This window comes from Achromobacter sp. 46006 (assembly GCF_059761975.1).
In genome coordinates this window covers 12,928-38,598 of the sequence record NZ_JCBANN010000054.1, presented here as the reverse complement: position 1 = coordinate 38,598, position 25,671 = coordinate 12,928, and the positions used below count along the sequence as shown (strand labels likewise).

Genomic DNA, 25,671 nt, shown 5'->3' with positions numbered 1-25,671 from the left:
CGCCTGGGCGGTCTGCGCCCGGGTCCAGGCGCGCGAGCGCCCGGCGCAACTGGTCAGCGGCCACTGGACCGGCCAGGAAGAAGCCGCGCACGCGTAGCGCGGGCGGATGCGCCGCGCGCTGACCCGTGATCGACGACCGGCGGCCGCCAGCCGTCAGCTCCCCGGCTGCGCGGCCGGCGCCCGCAGCACCAGCATCAAACCCAGCAGGATTCCCGCCATGCCGCCCAGGCTCAACAACGACAGCCGGTTGCCCAGCACCAGGTAGTCCAGCGCCGCGGTGCCCGCCGGCACCAGGTAGAACAGGCTGGTGACGTTGACCAGGTTGCCGGACCGGATCATGCGGTAGAACAACAGCGTCGCGCCGACCGAGATCACCAGGCCCATCCACAACAACGGCAGGACGAAGCCCAGCCCCCAATCCGCGCGCAGCGGCTGGAACGGCGCGAACAGCAGGCACAGCGCCAGGCTCACCGTGTACTGCAGCGGCATCACGTCCATCGGCGCCTGGCGCACGCGCTTTTGCAGGATGGCGCCGGCCGTCATGCTGGCCAGCGCCGCGAACGCGAAGGCCATGCCGGCCAGCGAGAACCGCGCCATGCCGATGCTCTGGAACATCACCATCGCCAGGCCGCACAGGGCCAGCAGCAGGCCCGCCAGCCGCAGGGGCGGATAGCGGCGCTCCAGCAGCGCCAGGGTCAGGATGGGTTGCGCCCCCAGCAGCGTGGCCAGCACGCCCGGCGTGATGCCGTGGTCCAGCGCCAGCAGATAGCAGATGGAGTAGCTGCCGATCAGCAGCAGCCCGGTCAGCGCGACGATGCCGCGCGTGCCGGGAGCCGGCAACCAGCGCCGCCGTGCCGCGCAGATCGCCAGCAGCACGGCCAGCGCCAGGAGGAAGCGCAGCAGCAGGAAGCCGAAGGCCGAGGCGTGCGCCAGGCCCCATTTGGCGAAGATCGCGCCGCCGCTCCACAGCAGCACGAACAAGGAAGTGGAGCCGTAGGCGGCCCACGTATTGCGATTGAAAGACATGGAGATTTCTACCTGTCGGGTATGGAACAGGCTCCCGCCGCGTGCGCGCGTCTTGCGGCGCGCGCACGGATCAGGCGTCGACTCGCGGCGGACGGGCGCGAACGCTAACGCGTCGGCGCGCCAGCGCGGCGGATCCAGGCGATAAGGCGGGAGCGGAAAGTGTGCGGCGGTCAGCCGACGACGGCTGCCACGGGCGGATAGGCGCCCGCGACACCGACGACGACATCGCACGGCGGCGAAGCCACCGGCGGCGATACGACCGTCGAAACGACAGGAGAAACCACGGGAGACGACACGCCATGCCCCAGGCGCGCGCGCAGGCCGACGCCGGCTGCGCGGGCAGCGAAGGCGGATTCGGCGGAAGGCGTGAAGTCGGGCATCTGAGGCGCGTCGGGTTCGGTGATGAACCCGCGTAGCCTACCGACGCGCCGCAGCGGCGTCAAGTTGCGCGTCGCCCGCACGCGGCCGGCGACACGCTTGACGACGCCGGTCCGCACATGGGGATGCCGTTTGCACGTGCGGGCGTGGCTTGCGCCCGCCGCCCAAGCGTCAAGCGCCGATGCGGCGCTGCTCGACGCCCAGGTCGCGCCAGGCCTCGCCGTGGCAGGTGAACATCAGGATCTGGTGGCGCGTGGCGGCATCGAACAGCGCGCGCTTCATCAGGTCGCGGCGGCCGTCGTCGGTATGCACCAGCGCGTCGTCCAGCAACAGCAGCGTCGGCCTTCCGGCCTCGCGCAGCAGGTCGGCATAGGCGAAGCGCGCCAGGATGCCCAGTTGTTCGCGCGTGCCGAAGCTGAGCGCGTCCAGCGGGTCCTCGCCGCCCGCGCGTTGCAGGGCCGCGGGCAGCAGCGCCTCGTCCAGGCGCAGCGCGGACTCGGGGAACAGCAGCCCCAGATAGTGGCCCAGGCGGCGCGCCAGGGGCGCCTGCAGGCGCTGCGTGGCGGCGTCGCGCTTGGCGGCCAACAAGGTGGACAGCAGTTCCAGCGCCTGGGCGCGGCGCTGGAATTCGTCGCGGCGGCGCTGCAGGCGTTCGCAGGCGGCTTCGGCTTGCGACAGGCGTTCGCCCAGGCCCTGCGCGCCGGCCTGCTCCAGCTTGCCCAGCAACTGTTGGATGTCGCTGTGGCGCTTGTGCTGGGCGTCGCGTTCGATGGCCGCGGATTTCTCGTAGCGCTGCGCGTCCTGTTCCAGCAGTTCGGGACGCAATGCTTCCAGAGCGGCCTGCGCCTGGCGCAGGCGCTGTTCGAGCAGGTCATGCCCGCTGCGCGCTTCGGCCAAGCGGCCGGCGCGGGCCTGACGCTGCGCCGCGCGTTCGGGCGATTGCAGGTCGGCGCCGCGCGCGGCGGCCTGGGTTTCGAGCAGTTGGGCGCGGGCGCTGTCGGCATCGAAGGCGCGCTGGGCCGTTGCCAGCGCCTGTTCGGCTTGCGCCGCGCTGGCTTCGGCATCGCGCAGCGCCTGGCGCACGGCGGGCGCGTCGACATCGTCCGCGTCCGCCGCTGGCGGCAGCAATGCCAATCGCTCGGCCAGTTGCGCGCGCCGCGCCTGGGCTTCGTTGCGCTGGCCGCGCAATGCGTCCACGCCCTTGGGCGCGTGGATCGCCAGCGTCTTGCGCATGGCATCCAGTTCGCGTTGCAAGTCGATGCCGCGCGCATAGCGTTCCTCGGCCTCGGCCAAGTGGGCCACGCCCAGGCGCGACAGCAAGGCGGCGCTGGCCGCCTGCGTCTCGGCCAGTTCGCGCTTGAGCGCCGGCAGGTCCTGGCCGCCCGGCTCGATGCGCAGGCGGCCCAGGCCGGGCAGTTCCAACTCGGCCGCGGCGGTCAGCAGCAACTCGCCGCTGCCGGCCAGCGCGGCGCCGTCCAGCCGCGCCTCGCGTCCGGCGTCCAGGGCGTACGACAGGCGCGTGGCGATGGCCTGCTGGCGCAATTGCAGGTCGCCCAGCGCGCGTTCGCTCTTGCGCAAGGCCTGGATATCGGCGCCGGCGATCTCGATGCGCACTGCCTCTGCCTTCAAGATCGAGCCCTGCTCGATGAGGCGGGTGGCTGCTTCGAGCGCGCCGTCCAGGCGCTCGACGTCGCGCGTCAACTGGTCGATCTGGTGTTCGAGATCGCGACGGTCGGCCACCGCCTGTACAGCCGCGAGCCGCTGGCGCGCCTGCTCGACGGCGGCGGCATGCGTGTCGCGCTGCCCGCGGGCCCGGGCCAGCGGTTCCTGCGCTTCCTGGACTGCGGCGCGGGCGGCCCGCGCCTGCGCCACCAGGGCCTGCAATTCGGTTTCGTCCTGCTGGTCGCGGCGCACCTGTTCCTGCAGCACGGCCAGGGTTTCGGCCGCCTGGCGCTGTTCGCGTTGCAGCCCTTCGAGCGCCTCGCGCTCCTTGGCCACGGCCGCGAGCCGGGCCCGCGCCTCGGCGGCGCGGGCCTCGAAATCCTTCCAGGGCTGTCCGGTCTCGGCGCGCGCGTGTTCGGCGCGCAGCGCGGCCAGCCGGTCGACGTCGGCGTCAAGCTGCGCCTTGGCCAAGGCGCATTGGTCGCGTTCGGCCAGGGCGGCGGCGAGCGCGTCCTCGGCGTCCTTGTAGATGCCCTTGGGGCGGCCGTTGCGCGCGTCCAGCAAGGCGGCGCGTTCGGCGGCGACGCGCTCGTAGAGCCGGTCGCCGTCGCCGGAGGCCAGTTCGCCCGACAACTGCGTCAGGGCCTCGCGCAGATGCCCGCCGGCATGGCCAGCGGCGGTTTGCAGATTCTGGCCGTCTCCCTGCTGGATCCACAGCAGGCCCGGCACGCCGGCCAGGTCGGGCTTGCTCTGGCCGCGCGCGGCCAGCTCGAAGCCCAGCAACGCGGCCAGCGCGTTCTCCGCTTCCTCGCCATCGAGCCGTTGCGCGCCGTCGTCGATCAGCAGTTCGCAACGGGCCCGCGACAGGAAGTGTTTTTTCAGCAGGTAATCGTGGCCCGCATGGCTGAATGCCAGTTCGACGCCGGGCCGCGCGCCGCTCTCGCCGCGCGGCGCCAGGTCGGACACGGTACGGGTGCTGTAGCGTTCCAGGAACGCGGCGCGGATGGCCGCGGCCACCGTGCTCTTGCCGGCCTCGTTGGGACCGACAAACAGGTTCAGGCCATCCTGCAGGCCATCCAGCACCAGGGGCTGGCGGAATTTGCGGAATTCTTCCAGGGCGATGCGCGTGAGCTTCATTGCGCGCCTCCCTGGGCCGTGCCTTCGCGCTGGAACCGCAGCAGCAGCCGCAGGGCCTCGCCGGCCACCGCCGCCTGCCCGGGATCGGCCTGCATGGCCTGCAGTTGCGCGGCCACTTCGCCGACATAGCCGCTCGCGCCCAGTTGCGCCAGGTCGGCCTCGTCCGGTTCGAGCAGCAGGCCGGAGAAATCGGGCAGCACCGCCCTCGCCTGCGCCGCCGCCTGGTCCACGGCGCGTTGCAGCGCCTCCCAGGTCGGCACATTGACGTGGCCTTGCAGTTCCAGCCGCAGCACGTCTTCGGCGCGCAGCGCCGCCAGGCGCTCGGCCAGCGCCTGGGCGTCGGTCGGCAGGCTGAGGGTTTCGCTCCAGGCCGACCAGCGGTACCTGCCGGTGGCCACGCGTTCGACCTGAGGCGGCGCCCCCGGCGTTTCGATGCGCACGTCCAGCGCGTAGCCGGGCTCGTTGCCGCGAAAGCGGTCTTGCTCGGGCGTGCCGGCGTACCAGGTGCGTTCGTCGATGGCCAGGCAGCCGTGCCAATCGCCCAGCGCCAGGTAGTCGAGCCGCGCGCGGGCGGCGCGGTCGGGCGCGATGGGGTTGGTGGCGTCGATGGTGTCGGGCAGGCGGCTGGCCACGCTGCCATGGGCCAGGCCCACGCGGAAGCGGCCGGGCTCGGATTCCAGGGCGTCGAAGGCCTGGGTGACGTCGTCGTAGGTATGGCGCTGGGTCAGCGGCGCGGCCAGCACCGCGAGGTTCTGCGCCGCCAGGTCGACCACGCCGGGGCGCAGCGGCACCTGCACGTTGGGCGGAATGCAGCCCAGTTGCGCGGCGCGGCTCCAGACGCTGTCGGCCAGCGCCGCGTCGTGGTTGCCGGCGATCATGACCCATGGCCCGGCGTAGGCGGCCAGCGCGGCGAACAGGCGGCGGATGGTGCGGTCGGACACAGCCTGGGTGTCGAACACGTCGCCGGCCACCAGCACCGCGTCGACCTGGCGCTCGGCGGCGAGCGCGGCGATGCGCGCGACGACATCGAAGCGGGCCTCGGCCAGCAAGGCGGCGTCATCGGTGTCGAACTGGCCGTACTGACGGCCGATCTGCCAATCGGCGGTATGCAGGAAATGGATCATGCCGCCGATTGTAGAGGCCGGCGCCGATTCCCTGTGGCCTCGACGGGCCTGCGAGTGTCGCGGCAATGTCGCGCCGCGCCCGCTGGAACAACGGCCCGGCCGGCATCGTGCGCCGGGCGGGCCGTCGGGACGCCGGCTTGTGGCCCGCGCCCGGGGGGAAACTGGTTGGGAAAGCAGGCCGGAATCAGGCGCCCTTGCCGTCCAGCACCAGCGGCCGTTCGGCCGGCGCGTGGCGGTCGTAGCGCGACAGCGCCAGGCCGTCGGTACGGATCTGCGGACGCTGGCCCAGCACCTGGTCGGCCACCAGCTTGCCCGAACCGCAGGCCATGGTCCAACCCAGCGTGCCGTGGCCGGTGTTCAGGAACAGGTTGCCGTAGCGGGTCGGGCCGACCACGGGCGTGCTGTCCGGCGTCATGGGGCGCAGGCCGGTCCAGAACTCGGCGCGGGCCACGTCGCCGCTGCCGGGGAACAGGTCGTTGACCACCAGTTCGAGCGTCTTGCGGCGCGCGTCCTTCAGGCGCAGATCGAAGCCCGACAGCTCGGCCATGCCGCCGACGCGGATGCGGTCGTCGAATCGGGTGACGGCGATCTTGTAGGTTTCGTCGAGAATGGTGGAGACCGGCGCGGCGGCCTCGTCCTTCATGGGGATGGTCAGCGAGTAGCCCTTGACCGGGTACACCGGCAAGTCCAGGCCGAGCGGTTCCAGGAAGCCGCGCGTGTAGCTGCCAAAGGCCGCGACGTAGCGGTCGGCCGTCAGCACCTCGTTGCCGACACGCACGCCGGTCACCTGGCCGCCGGCGGTGTTCAGGCCAGTGACCGACTGGTTGTAGCGGAACTCCACGCCCAGCGCCGCGGCCATTTCGGCCAGGCGGGTGGTGAACAGGCGGCAATCGCCGGTCTCGTCATTCGGCAGGCGCAGGCCGCCGGCCAGCTTGTGCAGCGAACGCGCCAGCGCCGGCTCGGCGCTCACCAGGCGGTTGCGGTCCAGCAGCTCGTAGGGCACGCCGACCTCTTCCAGCACCGCGATGTCGCGGCGCGCGGCTTCCATCTGGGCCTCGGTGCGGAACAGTTGCAGTGTGCCGCGCGCGCGTTCTTCATAATGGATGCCGGTATCGGCGCGCAGTTCGCGCAGGCAGTCGCGGCTGTATTCGGCCAGGCGCAACATGCGTTCCTTGTTGACCGCGTAGCGATCGGCCGAGCAGTTGGCCAGCATCGCCGCCATCCACTTGAGCTGGTACAGGCTGCCGTCCAGGCGGATCGCCAGCGGCGCGTGCTTCTTGAACAGCCACTTGATGGCTTTCAGCGGGATACCGGGCGCGGCCCAGGGAGTGGAATAGCCCGGCGACACCTGGCCGGCGTTGGCGTAGCTGGTCTCCTGGGCGGCGCCGGGCTGGCGGTCCAACACCGTCACTTTGGCGCCCTGGCGGGCCAGGTAATAGGCAGTGGTGGTGCCGATGACGCCGCTGCCGAGGACGATGACGTGCATGATTCGTTCCGAAGTTTGGATTTGGTCAGGAATTTCGGTAGTCTATGAGCCACTCGGTAGTGAAAATCACTGAAAATATGGATTTAGCAGTGCTTTTTCCCGGCCAACCCTGTTTTTTTACCCGCCGGAAGTGAAATGCGCGACCTCGACCGTATCGACCTGAAAATCCTGGATATCCTGCAGCGCGAAGGCCGTGTTTCCGTGACGGAGCTGGCCGAACGGGTCAGCCTGTCGGCCACCCCCTGCTCCGACCGCATCAAGCGCATGGAGCGCGAGGGGGTGATCACCGGTTACCATGCGCGCGTCAATCCGGCAGCGCTCGGCAAGAACCTGCTGGTGTTCCTGGAGATCAAGCTCTCGGCCAAGTCGGGCGATGTGTTCGACAAGGTCAAGAAAGAGCTGCTGTATGTGCCCGAAGTCATGGAATGCCACCTGGTGTCGGGCGATTTCGATTACCTGGTCAAGGCCCGCCTGACCGAGATGAATGAATACCGCCGTCTTCTCGGCGAGATCCTCAAGCGCCTGCCCGCATCGGCCGAATCGCGCAGCTACGTGGTGATGGAGGAGATTAAGGAAACCCTGTACCTGCCGGTCGATCGGTAGCGATTCGCGCGTCTTGTTACCGGCGGGCGCGCCGCCTGCTGCTATGCTGCGGCCCTCCCGGGTCCGTATCGGGCCCATATCCGGCAATGACCCGGCCCCGATTTTCTCGCCCCATGACTCTATGACCCGTCTCTACAAGTACTTTTTCCGTGGATTGATCACCGTCCTGCCGCTGGCGCTGACGATCTATCTGCTGTACATCTTCCTGGCCTGGACCGAGGCCGTGGCGCTGACCTTCCTGCGCCCCTTCATCGGCGGCTTCTACTTCCCCGGCCTGGGCTTGCTGCTGGGCATCCTGGGCATCCTGGCGATCGGCTACCTGGTGTCCAAGGAGCGGGTCAAGCGCGTCATGGCGCTGCTGGAAATGCCTTTCACCAACCTGCCGGTGGTCAAGAGCATCTATTCGTCGCTCAAGAGCTTCGCCGACTACTTCTCGCCCAGCTCCAAGGCCACCGCCCAGCAGGTCGTGATCCTGCGCATCCCGGGCCAGCAACTGGAGCTGGTCGGCCTGGTGACGCGGCGCAGCCTGGAAGGCCTGCCGCAGGGCTTCTCCCAGGGCGACCGGGTGGCCGTCTACCTGCCGATGGGCTATATGATCGGGGGCTATACCGTGTTCGTGCCGCAGGACTGGGTGCAGCCGATCCAGATGTCGGTCGAGGAAGCCATGCGCTCGTCGCTGATTGCCTGGATGGCGCGCGCCGAAGCTCCCAACGGCCGGCCGGTGGCGCCCGCCGACGTGCCGCCGGCCGCCCCTCCCGCGCCGCCCACCGGCGGCAACGTCCCGGATGGCAAGGGCTGAACGCCCGCCGCATTTCTTTCAATACCCGTTCGTCACATGCCCATCATCGAATTCACGCTTGCCGAAGGCAGCCCCTTTATTGAAGTCAACCAGTTGCTCAAGGCCACCGGCGTCTGCGACAGCGGCGGCGCCGGCAAGATGCTGGTGGCCGACGGCCACGTGAGCGTGGGCGGCGTGGTCGAGACTCGCAAGACCGCCAAGATCCGTCCCGGCCAGATCGTCACCTGCGGCGACGTGCGTATCGTGGTGCGCGCGCCATGAAGTTCAAGATGTCGCAGAACTCCATCTTCGCGGTGCTGCTGCGCTCGCCCTGGTGGATGAGCGCAGGCGTGGCGCTGCTGCTGTCGGTGGGCGGGTTTGCCGCGCTGCCGCTGGAGTACGCGGCCATGGGCGTGTTCGCGGCGGTGCCGTTCGCGGTGATCGCCATCATGGCGGCCTACAAGCAGTTGCGCGCGCCGTCGGGCGCTCGCGTCGAGGCCGTGGCGCAGGCCGCCGCGGCCATGTCGTGGCAGCAGTTCGCAGCCACGGTCGAGGCCGGCTTTCGCCGCGACGGCTGCGAGGTCGAGCGGCTGCAAGGGCCGGGCGCCGATTTCGCCTTGACCAAGGACGGCCACGTCGCCATGGTCGGCGCCAAGCGCTGGAAGGCCGCGCGGGTCGGCGTCGAGCCGCTGCGCGAACTGCAGGCGGCGCGCGAGAAGCGCGGCGCGCGCGAAGCCATCTACATCGCGTTGGGCGAAGTATCCGACAACGCCCTGCAATACGCCCGCGCCGAGGGCGTGTCGCTGATGACCGCGCCGGAACTGGCCAAGCTGCTGCGCGACCTGAAACCCTGACGACCGGCGCCATCCGCGCCCGGCGCCCTTCCGCCCGTCGCCCCGGCGACAGCGGATGCCCAACGGAGGAATGCCCGCATGATCCCTCGCCTGCTGGCCGACGCCGTCCTGATCATGCACGGCCTGTTCGTCGCCTTCGTGGTGTGCGGCGGCCTGCTGGCGCTGTGGCGCTGGCGCCTGGCCTACCTGCACCTGCCGGCGCTGGCCTGGGGCGCGATGGTCATCGGCATGGGCTGGATCTGCCCGCTGACGCCGCTGGAAGTCTCGCTGCGCCAGCAGGCGGGCCAGCAAGGCTATGCCGGCGGCTTCATCGAGCACTACATCCTGGCGCTGATCTACCCGGACGGCCTGACGCGCGAGGTCCAGATCACGCTGGCGCTGCTGCTGGTCGCCGGCAACCTCGTCATCTACACACTCTGGGCGCGTCGCCGCCTTGCCCGCCGCGTCCGCGCGGCGGGCGTCCGAACCTAGGAACCGACCCGATGAGCTTTCTGAAGAAACTGCTCGGCCAGCAAGCCGCTCCCACCGACGCCGCCGCGCACGCCGATCAGCCCGCGCCACAGCCCGCCAACGCGGCGGCCTCGGACACACAGGCGCCGCAGGACGCCGACATGATCCGCGCCTACGACGCCTATGGCCGCGAGATTTTCGTGCCGCGCGACCAGTGGCGCGACAACGTGCTGGCCGGCGCCATCGAGCGCCACTGGGACGACGCCGACTCGCTCGCCGGCCTGATCATCCAATCGCTCGGCGACGGCTTCATCGATGAAATGGTCAGGCCCGCCGACCGCCTGGTCGAACTGCAACCCGGCGCCGAGCGTGGCGTGGTGCTGCAGGCCATCGTCTATATGAAGACCGGCCGGCTCGACGACGCCGAACGCGTGCTGCACGATTTCATGGCCGCGCACGGCGAAACCGGCATCGTCCTCACCAACCTGGCCAAGATCCAGGACGAGCGCGGCGACGAGGCCGGCGCCCTGGCCACGCTGTGGCATGCGCTGGAACTCGATCCCAACCAGGACAACGGCCTGGGCTGGTACGAGGCGATCCACCGCGAACACGGCGGCGACACCGCCGGCGTGGCCGCCATGCGCAAGGTTGCCGCGCTGCCCGGCAGTTGGCGGGCGCAGTTGTGGCTGGCGCACGGCGAGCTGGGTTCGCACAACCTGTCCGGCGCGCTCGCCATGTATGAAGAATCGCTCGCCCGCGCCGGCACGCCCGCGCCTGCCGACCTGCTGGCGCAGATGAGCGGCGACCTGGGCAATGCCGGCGCGATCGAACCGATCGTGCGACTGGCCGGGCCGCGCTTCGAGGCCGCCCACCACGGCATCCAGGTCGGCAATAACCTGATCCGCGCCTACGTCGAACTGGGCCGCCACGACGAGGCCCGCGCCATCCTCGACCAGCTCTACGCGCAGCAGCGCCCCGACTGGAAGGACAACCTGGCCTATTGGGACACCGAACTGGCGCGCGCCGCGCTGGGCGACGGCACGGCCGAACCAGCGCAGATGCGGCTGGCGATGCTGCTGGGCCGCGGCCCGGTCTGGCTGACGCCCGATTCGCCCGCGGCGGCGCTGTTCACGCCGGTGACGCCCGACCGTCCGCTGGTATCGTTCCTGGGCGGCTCGGCCGAGATCGGCGGCGCGCCCGAAGGCGCCGAGCGGCAACTGGCCGACGCCACAGGCCGCCTGAGCCGCGCCCTGCCGCTGTACTTCAACGAACAACTGGCGCTGCGCTGCGGCCTGCGCACGCAGACGCTGGTGCCGTGGCTGACCGAACCGCATCCCGGCTTCCTGCTGAGCGGCGCGGCCTGGGACGACACCGATGCCATCGGCTACGCGCAGCAATGCGAGGCGCAGAGCGATTACGTAGTGATCTCGCACCTGGTCACCGTTGCCGAGCCGTGGCGCGCCGAGGTGCGCCTGGTGCGCACCGAAGACGCCGAGTGCATCGGCGCGTTGTCGGCCGAATTCCCGATGGCCGACCCCACCGCCGCGATCCAGCGCCTGACCGAGGAACTGGTGGCGCTGGTCGGCCGCGCCACCGCGCAGGCGCCGCTGGCGGCGCCCGCCAACTACACGGTGCCGGACGGCGCCGCCTTCCCGTACTACCTGCTGCGCCTGGAACAGTTGCTGGCGGTGCGCTGCAACGGCGCCGACCCGGACCAGCCGGGCCAGCTCAACGGCGAACGCGAGATCATTGACGGCAACCTGCGCCAGTGCCTGGACTTCCCGCGCAGCGTCAACGCCCGCCTGCTGTTGGCGCAGACGGTGCGCGCCATGAAGAAGGTGCGGCCGGATGTGGCGGGCGAGTTCGAGGAAAAGATCGCGCGACTGCAACGCGAACAGCCGCTGGCAGCGCCGGCGCAGGCCGCGGTGCAGGCCCTGTTGGACTGAACCCTCGACAGGCCCTGCCGATGCACGGCGTCAGCCAGGCCGCCGGCGCCTGCGGGCCGCCCGCCTCGGCGGCCCCCGTCGGCGCATCGCGCCGTTCTACAAGGCGCGCGCGATCACCAGCCGCTGGATGTCGCTGGTGCCTTCGTAGATCTGGCACACGCGCACGTCGCGGTAGATGCGCTCCACCGGGAAGTCGGCCAGGTAGCCATAGCCGCCCAGCGTCTGGATCGCGGCCGAGCAGACCTTCTCGGCCATCTCGGAAGCGAACAGCTTGGCCATCGAGGCCTCGGTCAGCGCCGGCCTGCCGGCTTCGCGCAACGCCGCCGCGTGCAGCACCATCTGCCGCGCCGCGTGGATCTGCGTGGCCATGTCGGCCAGCCGGAACGCCACCGCCTGGTGCTCCATGATGGGTTTGCCGAAGGCCTGGCGGTCACGGGCGTAGTCGCGCGCGCATTCGAACGCCGCGCGCGCCATGCCGACCGACTGCGAGGCGATGCCGATGCGACCGCCCTCCAGATTCGACAGCGCGATCCTGTAGCCCTCGCCCTCCTCGCCCAGCCGCCACGCGGCGGGAATGCGCATGTCCTCGAAGGCGATCTGGCAGGTGTCCGACAGGTGCTGGCCGAGCTTGTCCTCGACCCGCACCACCTGGTAGCCCGGGGTGTCGGTCGGCACGATGAAGGCCGAGATGCCGCGCTTGCCGGCTTGCGGATCGGTCACCGCGAACACGATCACCAGTTGGCCCGTGCGCCCCGAGGTGATGAACTGCTTGGCGCCGTTGAGCACGTAGTGGTCGCCGTCGCGCACCGCGCGGGTGCGCAGGCTGCTGGCGTCGGAACCGGCCTGCGGTTCGGTCAGGGCGAAGCCGCCGATGGCGGCGCCGGTGGCCAGCGGCCGCAGGAACTGGTCTTTCTGCGCGTCGCTGCCGTACTTCAGGATCGGCATGCAGGCGACCGAGTTGTGCACGCTCATGATGGTCGAGCAGGCGCCATTGCCCGCCGCGATCTCTTCAAGCGCCACCGCGTACGAGAGGTAGCCGCTGGCGTTGCCGTCCCATTCCTCAGGCACCAGCATGCCGAAGAAACCCAGGTCGGCCATCTCGCGGATGGCGTCGGCCGGGTAGTGGTGTTCGCGGTCCCAGCGTTCGGAATTGGGCGCCAGGCGTTCCTGGGCGAAACGGCGCGCCATGTCCTGCACGCTGAGCTGTTCTTCGGTCAATAGCATGTTCGATGTCTCCTGGTCGGGCAGTGCCGAACTGGCGCGGGTAGCCGCCGTCCGTGTTCTCTGGCGCGGGCCGGCGTCCGGGATGCGGACGCGGCACGATTGCGAGGATACACCGGCGCTCTACCCGCTAGCGCTCCGTGCAGTGCGGATGCAGCTTGAGCCGTTCCTGGAAGTCCCGCGCCAGATGATCCATGTGGATCGTCGCGAAGCGTTCCAGCAGCAGCCGGCGCGACTCGGCCATCGCGCCTTCCAGCCCTGCGTTGACGGCCTGCTCCACCAGGCATTTCGGTTCGCTCTGGTCCAGCCCGAGCGCGAAGATCGGCGGCTCGCCCAGCGCCTGGTAGACGTCCAGCAAGGTCAGCTCGGACAGCGGGCGCGTCAGCACCCAGCCGCCGCCGTGGCCCTTCTCCGATTGCACATAGCCGCGCTCGCGCAGGCCGGACATCATGCGCCGCACCACCACGGGATTGGTGCTCAGCATCTTGCCGATGGTCTCGGAGGTCAGCGGCGCATCCTGCTCCGCCATGTGCAGCAGCACGTGCAGCATGCGGGACAGTCGGTTATCGCTGCGCATGGAAAGACTCCTGGTTCATGGTTTGAAACATTATAAGTTGCGTGAGCCGACCAGATCGCCGTATCATGCAACTTTTAAAGTATCGAGATAGCGATGAAGCCCGAAAACCTGCCCCCCTGCTACGACGCCATCATCATCGGCGGCAGCTTCGCCGGCCTGTCGGCCGCCATGCAGCTGGCCCGCGCCCGCCGCCGCATCGCGTTGGTGGATGTCGGCCTGCCGCGCAACCGCTTTGCCGCGCATTCGCACGGATTTCTCGGCCAGGACGGCAACACGCCGGCAGGAATCGTGGCGGTGGGGCGGGCGCAGTTGGCCGCCTACCGCACGGTGGACTTCATCGACGGCGCCGCCGCCAGCGCCGCCGGCGAATCGGGCCGCTTCCTCGTCACCATGGAAGATGGCCGCGAACTGCGCGGCGCCCGCCTGATCCTGGCCATCGGCGTGCGCGACGAACTGCCCGCGCTGCCGGGCCTGCGGGAACGCTGGGGCCAGACGGTGCTGCACTGCCCCTACTGCCATGGCTATGAAGTGGCAGACCAGCCGCTGGGCGTGCTGGCCGCCCACCCCATGTCCTCGCACCAGGCCGCGCTGCTGCCCGACTGGGGCCCGACCACCTATTTCACCCAGGGCGAGTTCGAGCCGGACGCCGAACAGGCCGCGCTGCTGACCGCCCGCGGCGTGCGCATCGAGCGCACCCCGGTGACGCAGTTGCTAGGTTCGGCGCCACGCATCGACGCGGTGCAGTTGGCCGATGGCCGCCGCCTGCTGGTCAATGCGCTGTTCGTCGCCAGCCGCGTGCACATGGCCAGCCCGCTGGCAATGCAGCTGGGCTGCGCCTTCGACGAGGGCTTGCTGGGGCCTTACCTGCGAGTCGACGATTTCAAGCAGACGACGGTGCCGGGCGTGTACGCCGCGGGCGATGCCAGCCTGCAGATGGGCAATGCCACGCTGGCCAGCGCCTCGGGCGTGATGGCCGGGGTCGGCGTACACCAGTCGCTGGTGCGCGATGCCCCCGTCAAGTGCTGGCGCGCGCCGGCCAGCCGGCCGGCGTAGCGCCTGCGCGGACCGTGCCGCGGGACCGATGACAGAGCGTGGCGTCCGCCGTGTCGCGGGCATCCGTCATGCCGGCTGCTTGCGGCCGGCGCTGGCGAACTTCTTCCAATCCTCGTTCTCGACCAGCGTCGAACGGAACACGCGCAGTTTGTCGCAGCCCTTGATCGACTTCAGCACCTTCTTGACCTGGTCGCAGACCGTGGCCGGCAGCCACGGGCTGAGCGTGACGCGCTTGATGGCCGCTGGCGCCACCGGCAGGCGCAGCACCGGCGTATCGCGCGTCCTGCGGCAGACGAACAGGCGGAACTCCTTTTCATCGCGGAAGGCGTGGCGCTTGAGGAACGGCAGATCCGCCTCGGCCGGCGGCTGCTCGCGCAGCGACTTGATGGTGCGGTACTGCACCGTCTCGGCCCGCAGGTCGGGCACGCCGCGCACCTGCTCCACCAGCTTTTCCTTGTCGAATTCGATGCAGACCCCGCCGCTGCCGTGCGAGAACACGCGCCAGTGGTGATAGGTCTCGGAAGCCTCCGCCATGCACAGCGCGTAGATGCCCTGCAGGCGTTTGGCGCGCGCGTATTCCTCGATGTAGAACGAGTCGTTGCGGTCGTCCCACGCCTTCGGATTGAGCAGCGCCAGCTCACCCGTCTGCAGGTAGTCGATCAGGTAGGGAAGCTCGGTATATCTGCGCAACGAGGCGGCCAAGGCGGTGCTCCGGTGTATGCCCAGCCGCCAGTCTACCCGCAACGCCGCCGGCACGACGCTACACTATGCCCTTGCCAAAAGGAGACCCCATGCAGCAGAACGATGGTGAAGCAAGACCGGCTCCCCGGCGCCACGCGCCCACCAGCCGGCGGTTCTGGTTCATTGCCCTGGCGGGCACGCTGGCCGCCCTCGGCTACGACCTCCTGCCGTTACTGCAGGGCGACCTTTCCGCCTTGAAGAAGCTGCTGATCCCCGGCGCGCTGCTGGCCTGGCTGTATCGCGGCAGCGACAGCGCCCGCTGGTTGCTGATGGCCTTGCTGCTGGGCTTCGGCGCATGGAACATGTACATGGCCTCCTCGCTCATCGGCTATTCCGCCAGTATCTGGCTGCATGTCTATGTGTTCAGCGGGTTCATGGTGGCCACGGGGCTGTATCTGGCGCTGGCGGGAAGGGACTTCGAGCACTACCGCAACTATGTCGCGCTGCGCGACGGGCCGAAGGCGGCCGCCAGAAGACGGGCCGCCAGACAGGCGGGGCGCTAGCGGCCCGGGCAGGCAAGCGGTCAGCGCAATGCCGTCTTGAAGAATGCGGCCACTGCCGCGTTGAAATCGCGGTGCCACGCCGCCCGGTCGAAGCCGGCCGCATCCTGGCAGATCGCCGGCGCCGCCTCCGCCTGCGCGGCCGAGCACGGCGCCAGGAAGGCGAAATGCCCGGCGCCGGCGACCCGGTGGGACTCGGCCCCGGCCAGTCCCTGGCGCAGCGCATCGACGCTGGCCGCCGTGACGCCGTCGCCGCCCAGCGCCGAGGCCCACAACTGCACCGGCACCGACACCGTCTTGAGCGCCTGCGCGCTGAACACGTTGAGCGGATCGGCGATGACCAGCGCCCTGATGCGCGCATCCTTCACATAGGGTTGTGCCGGCACCTTGCCGTCGCGGATGTCGCGGCACATCGGCAGCGCGGGCTGCACGGCGCAGATGCCCAGCCCCAGCTTGAAGTCCGGCACCGCGCCCGCCAGCACCAGCCCCGTGTAGCCTCCGCGCGAAAAGCCGAACAGACCGATCGCGCCATTCAGTTGCGCCCGTTGCGGCCATGCGCCGGTCAGATAGTCGACGAGGCGCCGGATCTCGCGCGGCCGGGTCGAAAAGATCGACAGATAGCCTTGGCGCGAGCGGTCCAGCGCGTTGTCGCCGACGTGATTGACCGCCGCCACCACAAAGCCGGCGTCGGCCAGCGCGGCGGCGGTGTCGTGGTGGCTGAGATAGGACCCGGCCGAGCCATGCGACATGACGATAAGCGGCTTGGGGCCCGCGGTCATGGGGCAGTCCGGCGTCGCCGCCAGGGTGACGCGGCCGATGACGACATCCCGCGCGGGCGCGGCGCACGGATACCAGAGGCCGCCCCGCAACGCCGGACCATTCATGTCCATGGGCAGGTCCAGCCGCTGGAATCCAGCGGCCGACACCGGGCCGGCGACAACCAGCGAAAAGGCCAGGCTCAGCCGCGACAGGAATCCGCGCGCACGCGCCAACGGATGATTGAGCGGCGCGCAGGGGGCGCCGCGATGGCAATTGTTCATGGCAGTATCCAGGCCATTGGGAGAAATGGCGTCGCGGCATTATCCACCGCCACCGCCCGCCTGGCAGGATCATTCTGTTGCTGGCGCGGACACACGACCGCAGCACCGCGCGCGGGAAGCGCCCGCCAGGGATCTCATGCCGGTGGCTGGATCAGCTTCCATCCATTGCCGGCCGGATCCCGGAACCCCGCATCGATGCTGCCATAGCGCTCGACCGGCTCCTGGGTGAACTCCACGCCCAACGCCTGCAGGTGGGCGTAGCAGGCGCGGCAATCGGCCACGGCCAGCACCAGCGGCGGCATCGCGCCCTTGGCGACCATGGCCCGCAAGGTCTGCGCGGTGGCCTCGTCGTGGACCGGCGGCCCGGGACGGAACAGTCCCAATTGAAACGACGGCTGCTCCGGGTGCTGGACGGTCAGCCAGCGGTACGGACCATTGCCCACGTCCGTATGGACGCGGAACCCGAGCTTGTCGACGTAGAACCGCAGCGCCTCGTCCTGATCGTCCACATAGACGCCGACGACATTGATTCCTGCACTCATGACCTCTTCTTGGATACGTTGATTGGCAACCCGACCGGGGTCGATCAGCGCACTCTATTCCTGCCCTGGCGACGGCGCTTCTCCAAAACTGCGATGTTCAGATCGGGGCGCAGGGCGGCCTTGACCACGCAGGCGGGCATCCGCCTCAGTCCTTCCATGCCGGCACGGGCCGCGTCGCGCATGGCGCCGGGGCTGCGGCCGGTGATGTCACGGAAAATGCGGCCGAAGGTGCCCAGGCTCTGCCAGCCGGTGGCATAGGCGATCTCGGTGATGGGCAGGTCAGTATCGCGCAACAGGGCGATAGCCTGCTCGACGCGCCGCGTCAGCAGATAGCGGTGCGGCGGCAGGCCGAAGGCGCGCTTGAAGGAGCGGGCGAAATAGGCCACGGACACGCCGCTGACCTCGGCCAGGCGCTGCACCGGCCAGGCCTCGTGCGAGGCGGCGTCCATGCGGTCCCGCGCGCGCAGCAGGCGGCGCAGCAGCGCTGGATCGAGCAGCGGCTCCTCGGCGGCCGGGGCGGCAAGCGCAGCGCTCGTGCCCGGCATCGTCGCAGCCACGGTGTTGGTGCGTCTGGACATGCGTGCTGGCGGGCCACGATGCGCGGCCGGAACGGGAAAGCGCCCAGCATAGCGCAAGACCGCAAGCCGCCGCGCCTGTGCGATCATCGGGGTCGAGGTCCGCCGCGGGCGTGGCCAACAGATAGGCGCGGCCGGGGCCGAGCAACCAGGATATCCATGAAAAACCACTTCGAAAGCCCCTTCAAGGGCAAGCTGCTGTCCGAGGATGTCACCAACAAGAACATCAAGGTCGGCCGCTACAGCTACTACTCCGGCTACTACCATGGCCATTCGTTCGACGACTGCGCGCGCTACCTCATGCCCGACCGCGACGATGTCGACCAACTGATCATCGGCAGCTTCTGCTCCATCGGCTCCGGCGCCGCCTTCATCATGGCGGGCAACCAGGGCCATCGCTACGACTGGGCTTCGTCATTCCCGTTCTTCTACATGAACGAGGCGCCGGCCTTCGCGCAAGCGCGCGACGCCTACCAGCGGGCTGGCGACACCGTCATCGGCAATGACGTCTGGATCGGTTCCGAAGCCATGATCATGCCCGGCGTCACCATCGGGCACGGCGCCGTGATCGGCAGCCGCGCGCTCGTCACCAAGGACGTGGAACCCTACACGATCATGGGCGGCAACCCCGCCAAGCCGATCAGGAAGCGCTTTGCCGACGACGACATCGCCCTGCTGCTGGAAATGCAGTGGTGGGACTGGCCCGAAGACAGGCTGGCCGGCGCCATGCCCTTGCTGTGCTCAGGCGATATCAAGCAACTGTACCGGTACTGGCGCGACGGCCGGACCGTGGCGCCACGCCCTGCCTGAGGCCATCGCGGGCGGGGCCGCGCCCGGCCTTGCGACGCGGCCAGAAAGAAGCGCCACGGCAGCAACCGTGGCGCTTCGCCCCGGCGATGCGTTCTCCTGGCCTACCGCACCTTGCCTTCCTTCCAGGCCTCCAGCAGCTTCTCGTACGCCACCGTTTCGCCCTTGGGTTTCTCATTGGCCAGCTTCTTCCAAGGCGCGTGCTGATCCGACAGCCACTTGTTCGGGTCGCTCTTGGCGTTCAGCTTGGGCGCGCATTGCGCCATGCCGGCGCGCTGCAGCCGCGCCATCACCTGATCCATTTCATTGGCCAGGTTGTCCATGGCGGCCTGCGGCGTCTTCTCGCCCGTGACGGCGGTGGCGACGTTCTTCCACCACAGTTGCGCCAGCTTGGGATAGTCGGGCACGTTGTTGCCGGTCGGCGTCCAGGCCACGCGCGCGGGGCTGCGGTAGAACTCGATCAAGCCGCCGTAGTTGGCCGCATTCTTGCTGAAGTAGTCGCTGTGGATGTCGCTGTCGCGGATGAAGGTCAGACCGGTGATGGACTTCTTCAGCGACACCGTCTTGGCCGTGACGAACTGGGCGTAGAGCCAGGCGGCGGCCATCTTGTCGGGGTTGGTTGACTTGAAGAAGGTCCACGAGCCCACGTCCTGGTAGCCGTTCTGCATGCCGTCCTTCCAGTACGGGCCGTAGGGCGACGGCGCCATGCGCCATTTGGGCGTGCCGTCCTCGTTGACCACCGGCAGGCCCTTCTTGGTCATGTCGGCGGTAAAGGCCGTGTACCAGAAGATCTGCTGCGCGATCTGGCCCTGCGCCGGCACCGGGCCGGATTCCGAGAAGGTCATGCCCATGGCCTGCTGCGGCGCGTACTTCTTCATCCAGTCGACGTACTTGGTCAGCGCGTAGACCGCGGCCGGACTGTTGGTGGCGCCGCCGCGCGCCACCGAGGCGCCCACCGGCGTGCACTTGTCGTCGGCCACGCGGATGCCCCACTCGTCCACCGGCATGCCGTTGGGCAGGCCCTTGTCGGCGGCGCCGGCCATCGACAGCCACGCGTCGGTGAAGCGCCAGCCCAGCGACGGGTCCTTCTTGCCGTAGTCCATGTGGCCATAGACCTTCTTGCCGTCGATCTCCTTGACGTCGTTGGAGAAGAAGTCGGCGATGTCCTCGTAGGCGGACCAGTTGGTCGGCACGCCCAGCTCGTAGCCGTACTTGGCCTTGAACTTGTCCTTCAGGTCCTGGCGCGCGAACCAGTCGGCGCGGAACCAGTAGACGTTGGCGAACTGCTGATCGGGCAACTGATACAGCTTGCCGTCCGGCGCGGTGGTGAACTTGGTGCCGATGAAGTCCTTCAGGTCCAGGCCCGGGTTGGTCCATTCCTTGCCGGCGCCGGCCATGTAGTCGGACAGCGGCAGGATGGCGCCGTAGCGGTAATGGGTGCCGATCAGGTCGGAGTCGGAGATCCAGCCATCGTAGATGGACTTGCCCGACTGCATCGAGGTCTGCAGCTTCTCGACCACGTCGCCTTCCTGGATCAGGTCGTGGTTGACCTTGATGCCGGTGATCTCGGTGAAGGCCTTGGCCAGCACCTTGGACTCGTACTCGTGGGTGGTGATGGTTTCCGACACCACATTGATCTCATCGACGCCCTTGGCCTTGAGCTTGGCGGCAGCCTCGATGAACCACTTCATCTCGGCCATCTGCTGGTCCTTGGACAGGGTCGACGGCTGGAATTCCGAATCGACCCACTTCTTCGCTTCCGGCTCGCCGGCCCAGGCCCCTGACGTACCGATCAGGGCGATGGCGGCCGCCATGGCGTGCATGCGCAATTTCATGACCTGTCTCCTCGATAAGTCCTCCCCATGGATGCTGCGGACTTCTGGCCGGGGAAGACACTGGCCGATCGTCCTTCCAAACCGCTGATATCGCGCGGGGTCTGCGCCCCGTCAGCCTTTCCTCATGATGAAGGCCAGCAGCAGCATGGACAGCGCGAAGCTGATCCACACCGATGGCGGCTCGTCCAGCGACAGCCACTCCATTGCCTTCTGCCCGAACCCCAGGAACGCCAGGTTGAGCCAGGCCGCGGCCATCAGGCCGATGAAGAGGCGGTCGCCGCGGGTCGTGCGCAGCGGCAGGAAGCCCTTGCGCTCGACCGTGGGCGATTTCAGTTCCCAGACCGTCATGCCGACCAGCATCAGCACGATGCAGGAGAAGAACACGGCGACGGGGGTGGTCCATACCATCCAGCTGAACATGTGGCGCCCTCCCCCGTCAGACCCGGCCCATCGCGAAGCCCTTCGCGATGTAGTGCCGCACGAACCAGATGACGATGCCGCCGGGCACGATGGTCAGCACCCCGGCCGCCGCCAGCACGCCCCAGTCCATGCCCGAGGCCGACACCGTGCGCGTCATGGTGGCGACGATGGGCTTGGCGTTGACCGAGGTCAGCGTGCGCGCCAGCAGCAGTTCGACCCAACTGAACATGAAGCAGAAGAACGCCGCCACGCCCACGCCCGACTTGATCAGCGGCAGGAAGATCGTCAGGAAGAAGCGCGGGAACGAATAGCCATCCACGTAGGCCGTCTCGTCGATCTCGCGCGGCACGCCGGACATGAAGCCCTCCAGGATCCACACCGCCAGCGGCACGTTGAACACCAGGTGCGCCAGCGCCACCGCCAGGTGCGTGTCCATCAGCCCGAACGAGCTGTACAACTGGAAGAACGGCAGCAGGAACACCGCCGGCGGCGTCATGCGGTTGGTCAGCAGCCAGAAGAACACGTGCTTGTCGCCGATGAAGCGGTAGCGCGAGAACGCATAGGCCGCCGGCAGCGCAACCGCCAGCGAGATGACCGTGTTGATGACCACGTAGATCAGCGAATTGATGTAGCCCGAGTACCAGGCCGGATCGGTGAAGATGGTGCGGTAGTGCTCCAGCGTGAACTCGCGCGGCCACAGCGTCAGGGTGCTGACGATCTCGGTATTGGTCTTGAACGACATGTTCAGCATCCAGTACAGCGGCAGGATGGCGAACACCAGGTACAGCGCCAGGAAGGCGCCGCGCCACCAGGTCGATTGCTCACGCATTGGCGCGCTCCTCGTCGAAACCGCCGGTGGTGCCGGCGCGCTGCATCCAGTTGTACAGAATGAAGCAGAGCAGCAGGATGATCAGGAAGTAGATGATCGAGAACGCCGCCGCCGGACCCAGGTCGAACTGGCCCACGGCCTTCTGCGTCAGATACTGCGACAGGAAGGTGGTGGCGTTGCCGGGCCCGCCGCCGGTCAGCACGAACGGCTCGGTGTAGATCATGAAGCTGTCCATGAAGCGCAGCAGCACCGCGATCATCAGCACGCCGCGCATCTTGGGCAGCTGGATGTAGCGGAACACCGCCAGGCGCGAAGCGCCATCGATGCGCGCGGCCTGGTAATAGGCGTCGGGAATGGCGCGCAGGCCGGCATAGCACAGCAGCGCCACCAGCGGCGTCCAGTGCCACACGTCCATCACCAGCACCGTGACCCAGGCGTCCAGGTCGTTGCCGGTGTAGTTGTAGTCCACCCCCAGCCACGACAGCGCCGCCCCCAGCAGGCCGATGTCAGTGCGCCCGAACACCTGCCAGATGGTGCCCACCACGTTCCACGGGATCAGCAGCGACAGCGCGATGATGACCAGCACCGCCGAGGCGCGCCAGCCGCTGGCCGGCATCGACAGCGCCAGCAGGATGCCCAGCGGGATCTCGATGGCCAGCACGGCGAGCGAGAAGCCGATCTGGCGCAACAGCGCGCCGTGCAGTTCCTCGTCCTGCAGCACGGCGGCGAACCACTCGGTGCCGACGAACACGCGGCGGTCCGGCGCGATGATGTCCTGCACCGAATAATTGACGATGGTCATCAGCGGCAGGATGGCCGAGAACGCCACGCACAGCACCACGGGCAGGACCAGGAACCAGGCCCGGTGATCGATCGGTTTCATCGGATCAGCTCCTCGTCGCGGTAGAAGCAGGTATGCGGATTGAGCGCCGACAGCCAGACCGTGGCGCCGGACGCGATGGATGCCGCGTCGGTGCCCAGGCGGGCGCGCAGTGGCGCGCCCTCGAAGTCGGCCAGCAGCAAGGTGTAGGTGCCCACGTCCTGCACCCGCTGGACCGTGGCCGGGATGGCGCCGGGTGCGTTGGCGTCGGCCAGGCGCAGGTATTCCGGGCGCACGCCCAGCTTGACCGGGCCGGCGTCGGCCAGCCGGGTCGCCATCGCATCCGGCAGGCCGTCGACGCGGCGCTGGCCCACCATCAGGCCGCCGTCGCGCCACTGCGCCGGCACGAAGTTCATGCCGGGCGAGCCGATGAAATGGCCGACGAAGGTGTGCGCCGGCCGCTCGAACAGGTCGTCGGCGCTGCCCACCTGCACCGCGCGGCCGCGCGCCATCACCATCACCTGGTCGGCGAAGGTCAACGCCTCGGTCTGGTCGTGCGTGACGTAGATCAGCGTCAGCTTGAACTCGTGGTGGATTTCCTTGAGCTTGCGGCGCAATTCCCACTTGAGCTGCGGGTCGATCACGGTCAGCGGCTCGTCGAACAGCACCGCCGACACATCGTTGCGCACCAGGCCGCGGCCCAGCGAGATCTTCTGCTTGGCGTCGGCCGTCAGGCCGCTGGCGCGGCGGTCCAGCACCTGCGACATCTCCAGCATCTCGGCGATGCGGCCGACGCGCTCGCGGATCTGCGCGGCGGGCACGCCGCGGTTGCGCAGCGGAAAGGCCAGGTTCTCGGCCACGGTCATGGTGTCGTACACCACCGGAAACTGGAACACCTGGGCGATGTTGCGCGCCTGCGGCGTCTTGTGGGTGACGTCCTGGCCGTCGAACAGGATGCGGCCGTGCGATGGCCGCAGCAGGCCCGAGACGCAATTGAGCAAGGTGGTCTTGCCGCAGCCCGAGGGGCCCAGCAAGGCGTAGGCGCCGCCGTCGCGGAAGGTGAACTGCAGCGGCAGCAGCGCGTAATCCTCGTCGGCCTGGGGATGGGCGACGTAGGAATGGGAAAGGTCCAGCTCGATCTGCGCCATCAGGCCGTCCCTCCGCTGGAGTGGGGCCGCGCGGGGGCCGCCAGCAGAGCGCCGTCGCCGCCGAAAGCGTAGGTCTGGGCCGGGTCGAAGTACAGCGTCAGGCGCTGCTCCAGCGTGTAGCGGTGCACGCCCGGCAGTTGCGCAACCACATCGCCGGCGGCCGTCTCGGCGTGCACGAAGGTGTCGGACCCGGAGATCTCGGCCAGCTTGACCACGCCATCCAGGCCGATGTGGCCGGGACGCGGCGCCACCTCCAGCGCGCCCGCCCGCAAGCCGGCGGTGAGGCCGGCGCCCGCGCCCGGCGGCAATGGCCGCGCGACCGCGATGCCGCCCTGCAGCGTGAAGCCGTCGGCGCCGCGCTGCGCGGCGAACAGGTTCATGGGCGGATCGCTGAAGGCGCGCGCCACCCGGATCGAATTGGGCCGGTGGAAGACCTCGGCGGTCGGGCCGTACTGCAGCAGTTCGCCCGCGTCCAGCACCGCGGTGTGGCCGCCCAGCAGCAGCGCCTCGCCCGGCTCGGTGGTGGCATAGACCACGGTCGAGCGGCCCTCGGCGAACAGGGCCGAGAGCTCGTTGCGCAGTTCCTCGCGCAGCTTGTAGTCGAGGTTGACCAGCGGTTCGTCCAGCAGGATCAGCGGCGCGTCCTTGACCAGGGCCCGCGCCAGCGCCACCCGCTGCTGCTGCCCGCCCGACAGTTCAGACGGATGACGGGCCAGCAGGTGGTCGATGTGCAGGCGCGCGGCCATGGCCCCGACCTTGTCGGCGATGCCGGACACGCCGCGCAGCTTGAGCGGCGAGGCGATGTTGTCGAACACCGTCATGGACGGATAATTGATGAATTGCTGGTACACCATGGCGACGTTGCGCTGGCGCACCGGCACGCCGGTCACGTCGGCGCCGTCCACCCGCACCTGGCCCTCGGTCGGCCGGTCCAGGCCGGCCATGATGCGCATCAGCGAAGTCTTGCCTGCCAGGGTCGCCCCCAGCAACACGGTCATGGCGCCCGGCACCGGGGCCAGGCTCATCGGATACAGGTGCGTCTGCGAGCCGGCTCGCAACGCAATCCTGTCCAGGGTCAGCTGCATCTGGTCTCCTCTACCTCTAATACGTCCCCGGTCTGCTTCAACCGGGCTTCGGTACATCGGGTACAGCGCCCTGCCGGCGCGCAAGAACGCGCCGGTTCGGGTTTTCTTTCAGATCGCTTTCGTTTTTTTTGCGTTTTACTCAAGAAGCGAAAAAAATACAATCTTGCAGCGCGTCAATATTTTTCGCTTTTGTTGTTTTATGATGCGTACGTGACACTGAATACGCCAACATGACACTCAATCCCAGACAAAGCGCCTTGATCGAAATGGTGCGGGCCCAGGGCTCGGCCACCATCGAGGAACTGGCCAAACGCTTCGACGTCACGCTGCAGACCGTGCGGCGCGACGTCAACATCCTGTCCGAAGCCGGCCTGCTGTCGCGCTTCCATGGCGGCGTGCGCATCGAAGCGTCGACCATCGAGAACATCGCCTACCGCAAGCGCCAGGGGCTGCACGCGGCCGGCAAGCAACGCATCGCCGAGGCCGTGGCCCGCGCCGTGCCCGACGGCTGCTCGCTGATCCTGAACATCGGCACCACCACCGAGGCCATCGCCCGCGCCCTGCTGCGCCACCGCGGCCTGCGCGTCATCACCAACAACCTGCACGTGGCCGACATCCTTTCCGACAACCCGGATTGCGAAGTCATCGTCGCCGGCGGCGTGGTACGTTCGCGCGACCGCGGCATCGTCGGCGAGGCCACCATGGACTTCATCCGCCAGTTCCGGGTCGACATCGGCCTGATCGGCATCTCCGGCATCGAGGCCGACGGCACGCTGCGCGACTACGACTTCCGCGAAGTGCGCGTGTCCCGCACCATCATCGAACAGTCGCGCGAAGTGTGGCTGGCCGCCGACAGCAGCAAATTCAAGCGCCAGGCCATGGTGGAGCTGGCGCACATCTCGCAGATCGACCGCTTCTTCACCGACGCGCATCCGCAGGAACCGCTGGCGCAAGTACTGCTGGACGCCGGCGTGCGCTGCGAAGTCGCCGCCGCGCCGAACGCGGCCAAGGCCCCCGCTTGACCCGGCCGTGGG

The 25,671-nt window shown here is 68.7% G+C and carries 27 protein-coding genes; 10 read left to right on the top strand and 17 right to left on the bottom strand.

The features are described 5' to 3' along the window. Positions 1-153: 153 nt before the first annotated feature. The 5 genes from AC6LKG_RS21010 to AC6LKG_RS20990 form a co-directional block, all read right to left on the bottom strand. The gene (locus AC6LKG_RS21010) at positions 154-1,026 is read right to left on the bottom strand and encodes a DMT family transporter (RefSeq protein WP_498167701.1); all 873 of its coding nucleotides are present in this window, start codon (positions 1,024-1,026) and stop codon (positions 154-156) included. Positions 1,027-1,196: 170 nt separating this feature from the next. Continuing rightward, positions 1,197-1,406: a hypothetical protein gene (locus AC6LKG_RS21005; RefSeq protein WP_498167699.1), complete on the bottom strand. Its 210-nt coding sequence runs from the start codon at positions 1,404-1,406 to the stop codon at positions 1,197-1,199. Between the two features lie 169 nt (positions 1,407-1,575). Then, complete coding sequence (locus AC6LKG_RS21000; protein WP_498167697.1) at positions 1,576-4,203, bottom strand: AAA family ATPase; 2,628 nt, start codon at positions 4,201-4,203, stop codon at positions 1,576-1,578. Continuing rightward, the gene (locus tag AC6LKG_RS20995; protein WP_498167695.1) at positions 4,200-5,327 is read right to left on the bottom strand and encodes a metallophosphoesterase family protein; all 1,128 of its coding nucleotides are present in this window, start codon (positions 5,325-5,327) and stop codon (positions 4,200-4,202) included. Before AC6LKG_RS20995 ends, AC6LKG_RS21000 begins: the two co-directional genes overlap by 4 nt. Before the next feature lie 184 nt (positions 5,328-5,511). Further along, complete coding sequence (locus AC6LKG_RS20990; RefSeq protein ID WP_395757705.1) at positions 5,512-6,813, bottom strand: D-amino acid dehydrogenase; 1,302 nt, start codon at positions 6,811-6,813, stop codon at positions 5,512-5,514. Positions 6,814-6,948: 135 nt separating this feature from the next. Here AC6LKG_RS20990 and AC6LKG_RS20985 point away from each other — a divergent pair, with 135 nt between their 5' ends. The 6 genes from AC6LKG_RS20985 (at position 6,949) to AC6LKG_RS20960 (ending at position 11,444) form a co-directional block, all read left to right on the top strand. After that, entirely contained in the window at positions 6,949-7,416 is a 468-nt protein-coding gene (locus tag AC6LKG_RS20985) for an Lrp/AsnC ligand binding domain-containing protein (RefSeq protein ID WP_498167692.1), read from the top strand. Between the two features lie 121 nt (positions 7,417-7,537). After that, on the top strand, positions 7,538-8,215 hold the full coding sequence (locus AC6LKG_RS20980; protein ID WP_498167690.1) for a DUF502 domain-containing protein: 678 nt from the start codon (positions 7,538-7,540) through the stop codon (positions 8,213-8,215). A gap of 36 nt (positions 8,216-8,251) precedes the next feature. Beyond that, the gene (locus AC6LKG_RS20975; RefSeq protein WP_498167689.1) at positions 8,252-8,476 is read left to right on the top strand and encodes an RNA-binding S4 domain-containing protein; all 225 of its coding nucleotides are present in this window, start codon (positions 8,252-8,254) and stop codon (positions 8,474-8,476) included. Next, positions 8,473-9,048, top strand: a complete 576-nt coding sequence (locus AC6LKG_RS20970; RefSeq protein WP_498167688.1) for a restriction endonuclease — start codon at positions 8,473-8,475, stop codon at positions 9,046-9,048. Before AC6LKG_RS20975 ends, AC6LKG_RS20970 begins: the two co-directional genes overlap by 4 nt. A 78-nt stretch (positions 9,049-9,126) precedes the next feature. After that, on the top strand, positions 9,127-9,519 hold the full coding sequence (locus AC6LKG_RS20965; protein WP_498167687.1) for a DUF2784 domain-containing protein: 393 nt from the start codon (positions 9,127-9,129) through the stop codon (positions 9,517-9,519). Between the two features lie 11 nt (positions 9,520-9,530). After that, the gene (locus AC6LKG_RS20960; protein WP_498167685.1) at positions 9,531-11,444 is read left to right on the top strand and encodes a tetratricopeptide repeat protein; all 1,914 of its coding nucleotides are present in this window, start codon (positions 9,531-9,533) and stop codon (positions 11,442-11,444) included. A gap of 96 nt (positions 11,445-11,540) precedes the next feature. Here AC6LKG_RS20960 and AC6LKG_RS20955 read toward each other — a convergent pair whose 3' ends face one another. Both AC6LKG_RS20955 and AC6LKG_RS20950 read right to left on the bottom strand, forming a co-directional pair. Further along, complete coding sequence (locus AC6LKG_RS20955; RefSeq protein WP_498167682.1) at positions 11,541-12,668, bottom strand: acyl-CoA dehydrogenase family protein; 1,128 nt, start codon at positions 12,666-12,668, stop codon at positions 11,541-11,543. A gap of 127 nt (positions 12,669-12,795) precedes the next feature. After that, on the bottom strand, positions 12,796-13,242 hold the full coding sequence (locus AC6LKG_RS20950) for an Rrf2 family transcriptional regulator (protein ID WP_498167680.1): 447 nt from the start codon (positions 13,240-13,242) through the stop codon (positions 12,796-12,798). Between the two features lie 93 nt (positions 13,243-13,335). Between AC6LKG_RS20950 and AC6LKG_RS20945 the strand changes: the two genes are divergently transcribed. After that, on the top strand, positions 13,336-14,295 hold the full coding sequence (locus AC6LKG_RS20945) for an NAD(P)/FAD-dependent oxidoreductase (RefSeq protein WP_498167679.1): 960 nt from the start codon (positions 13,336-13,338) through the stop codon (positions 14,293-14,295). Positions 14,296-14,361: 66 nt separating this feature from the next. On the opposite strand, the gene AC6LKG_RS20940 is transcribed toward AC6LKG_RS20945, so the two are convergent. After that, positions 14,362-14,997, bottom strand: coding sequence for a DUF2971 domain-containing protein (locus tag AC6LKG_RS20940; protein ID WP_498167677.1), 636 nt, complete (start codon positions 14,995-14,997; stop codon positions 14,362-14,364). An 89-nt stretch (positions 14,998-15,086) separates the two neighbouring features. Here AC6LKG_RS20940 and AC6LKG_RS20935 point away from each other — a divergent pair, with 89 nt between their 5' ends. Continuing rightward, positions 15,087-15,539, top strand: a complete 453-nt coding sequence (locus AC6LKG_RS20935; RefSeq protein WP_498167675.1) for a hypothetical protein — start codon at positions 15,087-15,089, stop codon at positions 15,537-15,539. A gap of 20 nt (positions 15,540-15,559) precedes the next feature. Here AC6LKG_RS20935 and AC6LKG_RS20930 read toward each other — a convergent pair whose 3' ends face one another. The 3 genes from AC6LKG_RS20930 to AC6LKG_RS20920 all read right to left on the bottom strand — a co-directional run bounded on the left by AC6LKG_RS20930 (position 15,560) and on the right by AC6LKG_RS20920 (position 17,663). Then, complete coding sequence (locus tag AC6LKG_RS20930; protein WP_498167672.1) at positions 15,560-16,576, bottom strand: alpha/beta hydrolase family protein; 1,017 nt, start codon at positions 16,574-16,576, stop codon at positions 15,560-15,562. Positions 16,577-16,710: 134 nt separating this feature from the next. Beyond that, positions 16,711-17,118: a VOC family protein gene (locus tag AC6LKG_RS20925; protein ID WP_498167670.1), complete on the bottom strand. Its 408-nt coding sequence runs from the start codon at positions 17,116-17,118 to the stop codon at positions 16,711-16,713. Positions 17,119-17,162: 44 nt separating this feature from the next. Continuing rightward, on the bottom strand, positions 17,163-17,663 hold the full coding sequence (locus AC6LKG_RS20920; protein WP_498167702.1) for a helix-turn-helix transcriptional regulator: 501 nt from the start codon (positions 17,661-17,663) through the stop codon (positions 17,163-17,165). Positions 17,664-17,852: 189 nt separating this feature from the next. Between AC6LKG_RS20920 and catB the strand changes: the two genes are divergently transcribed. Further along, complete coding sequence (gene catB, locus AC6LKG_RS20915) at positions 17,853-18,503, top strand: type B chloramphenicol O-acetyltransferase (protein ID WP_498167667.1); 651 nt, start codon at positions 17,853-17,855, stop codon at positions 18,501-18,503. Positions 18,504-18,604: 101 nt separating this feature from the next. Here catB and AC6LKG_RS20910 read toward each other — a convergent pair whose 3' ends face one another. From AC6LKG_RS20910 to AC6LKG_RS20885, 6 genes are all read right to left on the bottom strand, one after another. Next, on the bottom strand, positions 18,605-20,335 hold the full coding sequence (locus AC6LKG_RS20910) for an ABC transporter substrate-binding protein (protein WP_498167665.1): 1,731 nt from the start codon (positions 20,333-20,335) through the stop codon (positions 18,605-18,607). Positions 20,336-20,446: 111 nt separating this feature from the next. Next, positions 20,447-20,755, bottom strand: a complete 309-nt coding sequence (locus tag AC6LKG_RS20905) for a DUF2160 domain-containing protein (protein WP_498167663.1) — start codon at positions 20,753-20,755, stop codon at positions 20,447-20,449. Positions 20,756-20,771: 16 nt separating this feature from the next. Next, complete coding sequence (locus AC6LKG_RS20900) at positions 20,772-21,584, bottom strand: carbohydrate ABC transporter permease (protein WP_020927431.1); 813 nt, start codon at positions 21,582-21,584, stop codon at positions 20,772-20,774. Beyond that, positions 21,577-22,467 (bottom strand): carbohydrate ABC transporter permease, encoded by an 891-nt coding sequence (locus AC6LKG_RS20895; protein WP_498167661.1) that lies wholly within the window; start codon positions 22,465-22,467, stop codon positions 21,577-21,579. The genes AC6LKG_RS20900 and AC6LKG_RS20895 overlap by 8 nt, the downstream gene beginning before the upstream one ends. Then, positions 22,464-23,552 carry an ABC transporter ATP-binding protein gene (locus tag AC6LKG_RS20890; protein WP_498167659.1) on the bottom strand — a complete coding sequence of 363 codons (1,089 nt, stop codon included), beginning with the start codon at positions 23,550-23,552 and terminating at the stop codon, positions 22,464-22,466. Before AC6LKG_RS20890 ends, AC6LKG_RS20895 begins: the two co-directional genes overlap by 4 nt. Beyond that, positions 23,552-24,637, bottom strand: a complete 1,086-nt coding sequence (locus AC6LKG_RS20885) for an ABC transporter ATP-binding protein (protein ID WP_498167658.1) — start codon at positions 24,635-24,637, stop codon at positions 23,552-23,554. Before AC6LKG_RS20885 ends, AC6LKG_RS20890 begins: the two co-directional genes overlap by 1 nt. A gap of 230 nt (positions 24,638-24,867) precedes the next feature. Here AC6LKG_RS20885 and AC6LKG_RS20880 point away from each other — a divergent pair, with 230 nt between their 5' ends. After that, a complete protein-coding gene (locus AC6LKG_RS20880; protein ID WP_498167656.1) occupies positions 24,868-25,659 on the top strand; it encodes a DeoR/GlpR family DNA-binding transcription regulator in 792 nt (263 codons plus the stop codon). The last annotated feature ends 12 nt before the right edge of the window (positions 25,660-25,671 follow it).

What these genes read in the sequence shown, in the direction of transcription:
- AC6LKG_RS21010 (WP_498167701.1), bottom strand. Translation starts at nt 1,026, where the DNA reads ATGTCTTTCAATCGCAATACGTGGGCCGCCTACGGCTCCACTTCCTTG.
- AC6LKG_RS21005 (WP_498167699.1), bottom strand. Translation starts at nt 1,406, where the DNA reads ATGCCCGACTTCACGCCTTCCGCCGAATCCGCCTTCGCTGCCCGCGCA.
- AC6LKG_RS21000 (WP_498167697.1), bottom strand. Translation starts at nt 4,203, where the DNA reads ATGAAGCTCACGCGCATCGCCCTGGAAGAATTCCGCAAATTCCGCCAG.
- AC6LKG_RS20995 (WP_498167695.1), bottom strand. Translation starts at nt 5,327, where the DNA reads ATGATCCATTTCCTGCATACCGCCGATTGGCAGATCGGCCGTCAGTAC.
- AC6LKG_RS20990 (WP_395757705.1), bottom strand. Translation starts at nt 6,813, where the DNA reads ATGCACGTCATCGTCCTCGGCAGCGGCGTCATCGGCACCACCACTGCC.
- AC6LKG_RS20985 (WP_498167692.1), top strand. Translation starts at nt 6,949, where the DNA reads ATGCGCGACCTCGACCGTATCGACCTGAAAATCCTGGATATCCTGCAG.
- AC6LKG_RS20980 (WP_498167690.1), top strand. Translation starts at nt 7,538, where the DNA reads ATGACCCGTCTCTACAAGTACTTTTTCCGTGGATTGATCACCGTCCTG.
- AC6LKG_RS20975 (WP_498167689.1), top strand. Translation starts at nt 8,252, where the DNA reads ATGCCCATCATCGAATTCACGCTTGCCGAAGGCAGCCCCTTTATTGAA.
- AC6LKG_RS20970 (WP_498167688.1), top strand. Translation starts at nt 8,473, where the DNA reads ATGAAGTTCAAGATGTCGCAGAACTCCATCTTCGCGGTGCTGCTGCGC.
- AC6LKG_RS20965 (WP_498167687.1), top strand. Translation starts at nt 9,127, where the DNA reads ATGATCCCTCGCCTGCTGGCCGACGCCGTCCTGATCATGCACGGCCTG.
- AC6LKG_RS20960 (WP_498167685.1), top strand. Translation starts at nt 9,531, where the DNA reads ATGAGCTTTCTGAAGAAACTGCTCGGCCAGCAAGCCGCTCCCACCGAC.
- AC6LKG_RS20955 (WP_498167682.1), bottom strand. Translation starts at nt 12,668, where the DNA reads ATGCTATTGACCGAAGAACAGCTCAGCGTGCAGGACATGGCGCGCCGT.
- AC6LKG_RS20950 (WP_498167680.1), bottom strand. Translation starts at nt 13,242, where the DNA reads ATGCGCAGCGATAACCGACTGTCCCGCATGCTGCACGTGCTGCTGCAC.
- AC6LKG_RS20945 (WP_498167679.1), top strand. Translation starts at nt 13,336, where the DNA reads ATGAAGCCCGAAAACCTGCCCCCCTGCTACGACGCCATCATCATCGGC.
- AC6LKG_RS20935 (WP_498167675.1), top strand. Translation starts at nt 15,087, where the DNA reads ATGCAGCAGAACGATGGTGAAGCAAGACCGGCTCCCCGGCGCCACGCG.
- AC6LKG_RS20930 (WP_498167672.1), bottom strand. Translation starts at nt 16,576, where the DNA reads ATGAACAATTGCCATCGCGGCGCCCCCTGCGCGCCGCTCAATCATCCG.
- AC6LKG_RS20925 (WP_498167670.1), bottom strand. Translation starts at nt 17,118, where the DNA reads ATGAGTGCAGGAATCAATGTCGTCGGCGTCTATGTGGACGATCAGGAC.
- AC6LKG_RS20920 (WP_498167702.1), bottom strand. Translation starts at nt 17,663, where the DNA reads ATGCCGGGCACGAGCGCTGCGCTTGCCGCCCCGGCCGCCGAGGAGCCG.
- catB (WP_498167667.1), top strand. Translation starts at nt 17,853, where the DNA reads ATGAAAAACCACTTCGAAAGCCCCTTCAAGGGCAAGCTGCTGTCCGAG.
- AC6LKG_RS20910 (WP_498167665.1), bottom strand. Translation starts at nt 20,335, where the DNA reads ATGAAATTGCGCATGCACGCCATGGCGGCCGCCATCGCCCTGATCGGT.
- AC6LKG_RS20905 (WP_498167663.1), bottom strand. Translation starts at nt 20,755, where the DNA reads ATGTTCAGCTGGATGGTATGGACCACCCCCGTCGCCGTGTTCTTCTCC.
- AC6LKG_RS20900 (WP_020927431.1), bottom strand. Translation starts at nt 21,584, where the DNA reads ATGCGTGAGCAATCGACCTGGTGGCGCGGCGCCTTCCTGGCGCTGTAC.
- AC6LKG_RS20895 (WP_498167661.1), bottom strand. Translation starts at nt 22,467, where the DNA reads ATGAAACCGATCGATCACCGGGCCTGGTTCCTGGTCCTGCCCGTGGTG.
- AC6LKG_RS20890 (WP_498167659.1), bottom strand. Translation starts at nt 23,552, where the DNA reads ATGGCGCAGATCGAGCTGGACCTTTCCCATTCCTACGTCGCCCATCCC.
- AC6LKG_RS20885 (WP_498167658.1), bottom strand. Translation starts at nt 24,637, where the DNA reads ATGCAGCTGACCCTGGACAGGATTGCGTTGCGAGCCGGCTCGCAGACG.
- AC6LKG_RS20880 (WP_498167656.1), top strand. Translation starts at nt 24,868, where the DNA reads ATGACACTCAATCCCAGACAAAGCGCCTTGATCGAAATGGTGCGGGCC.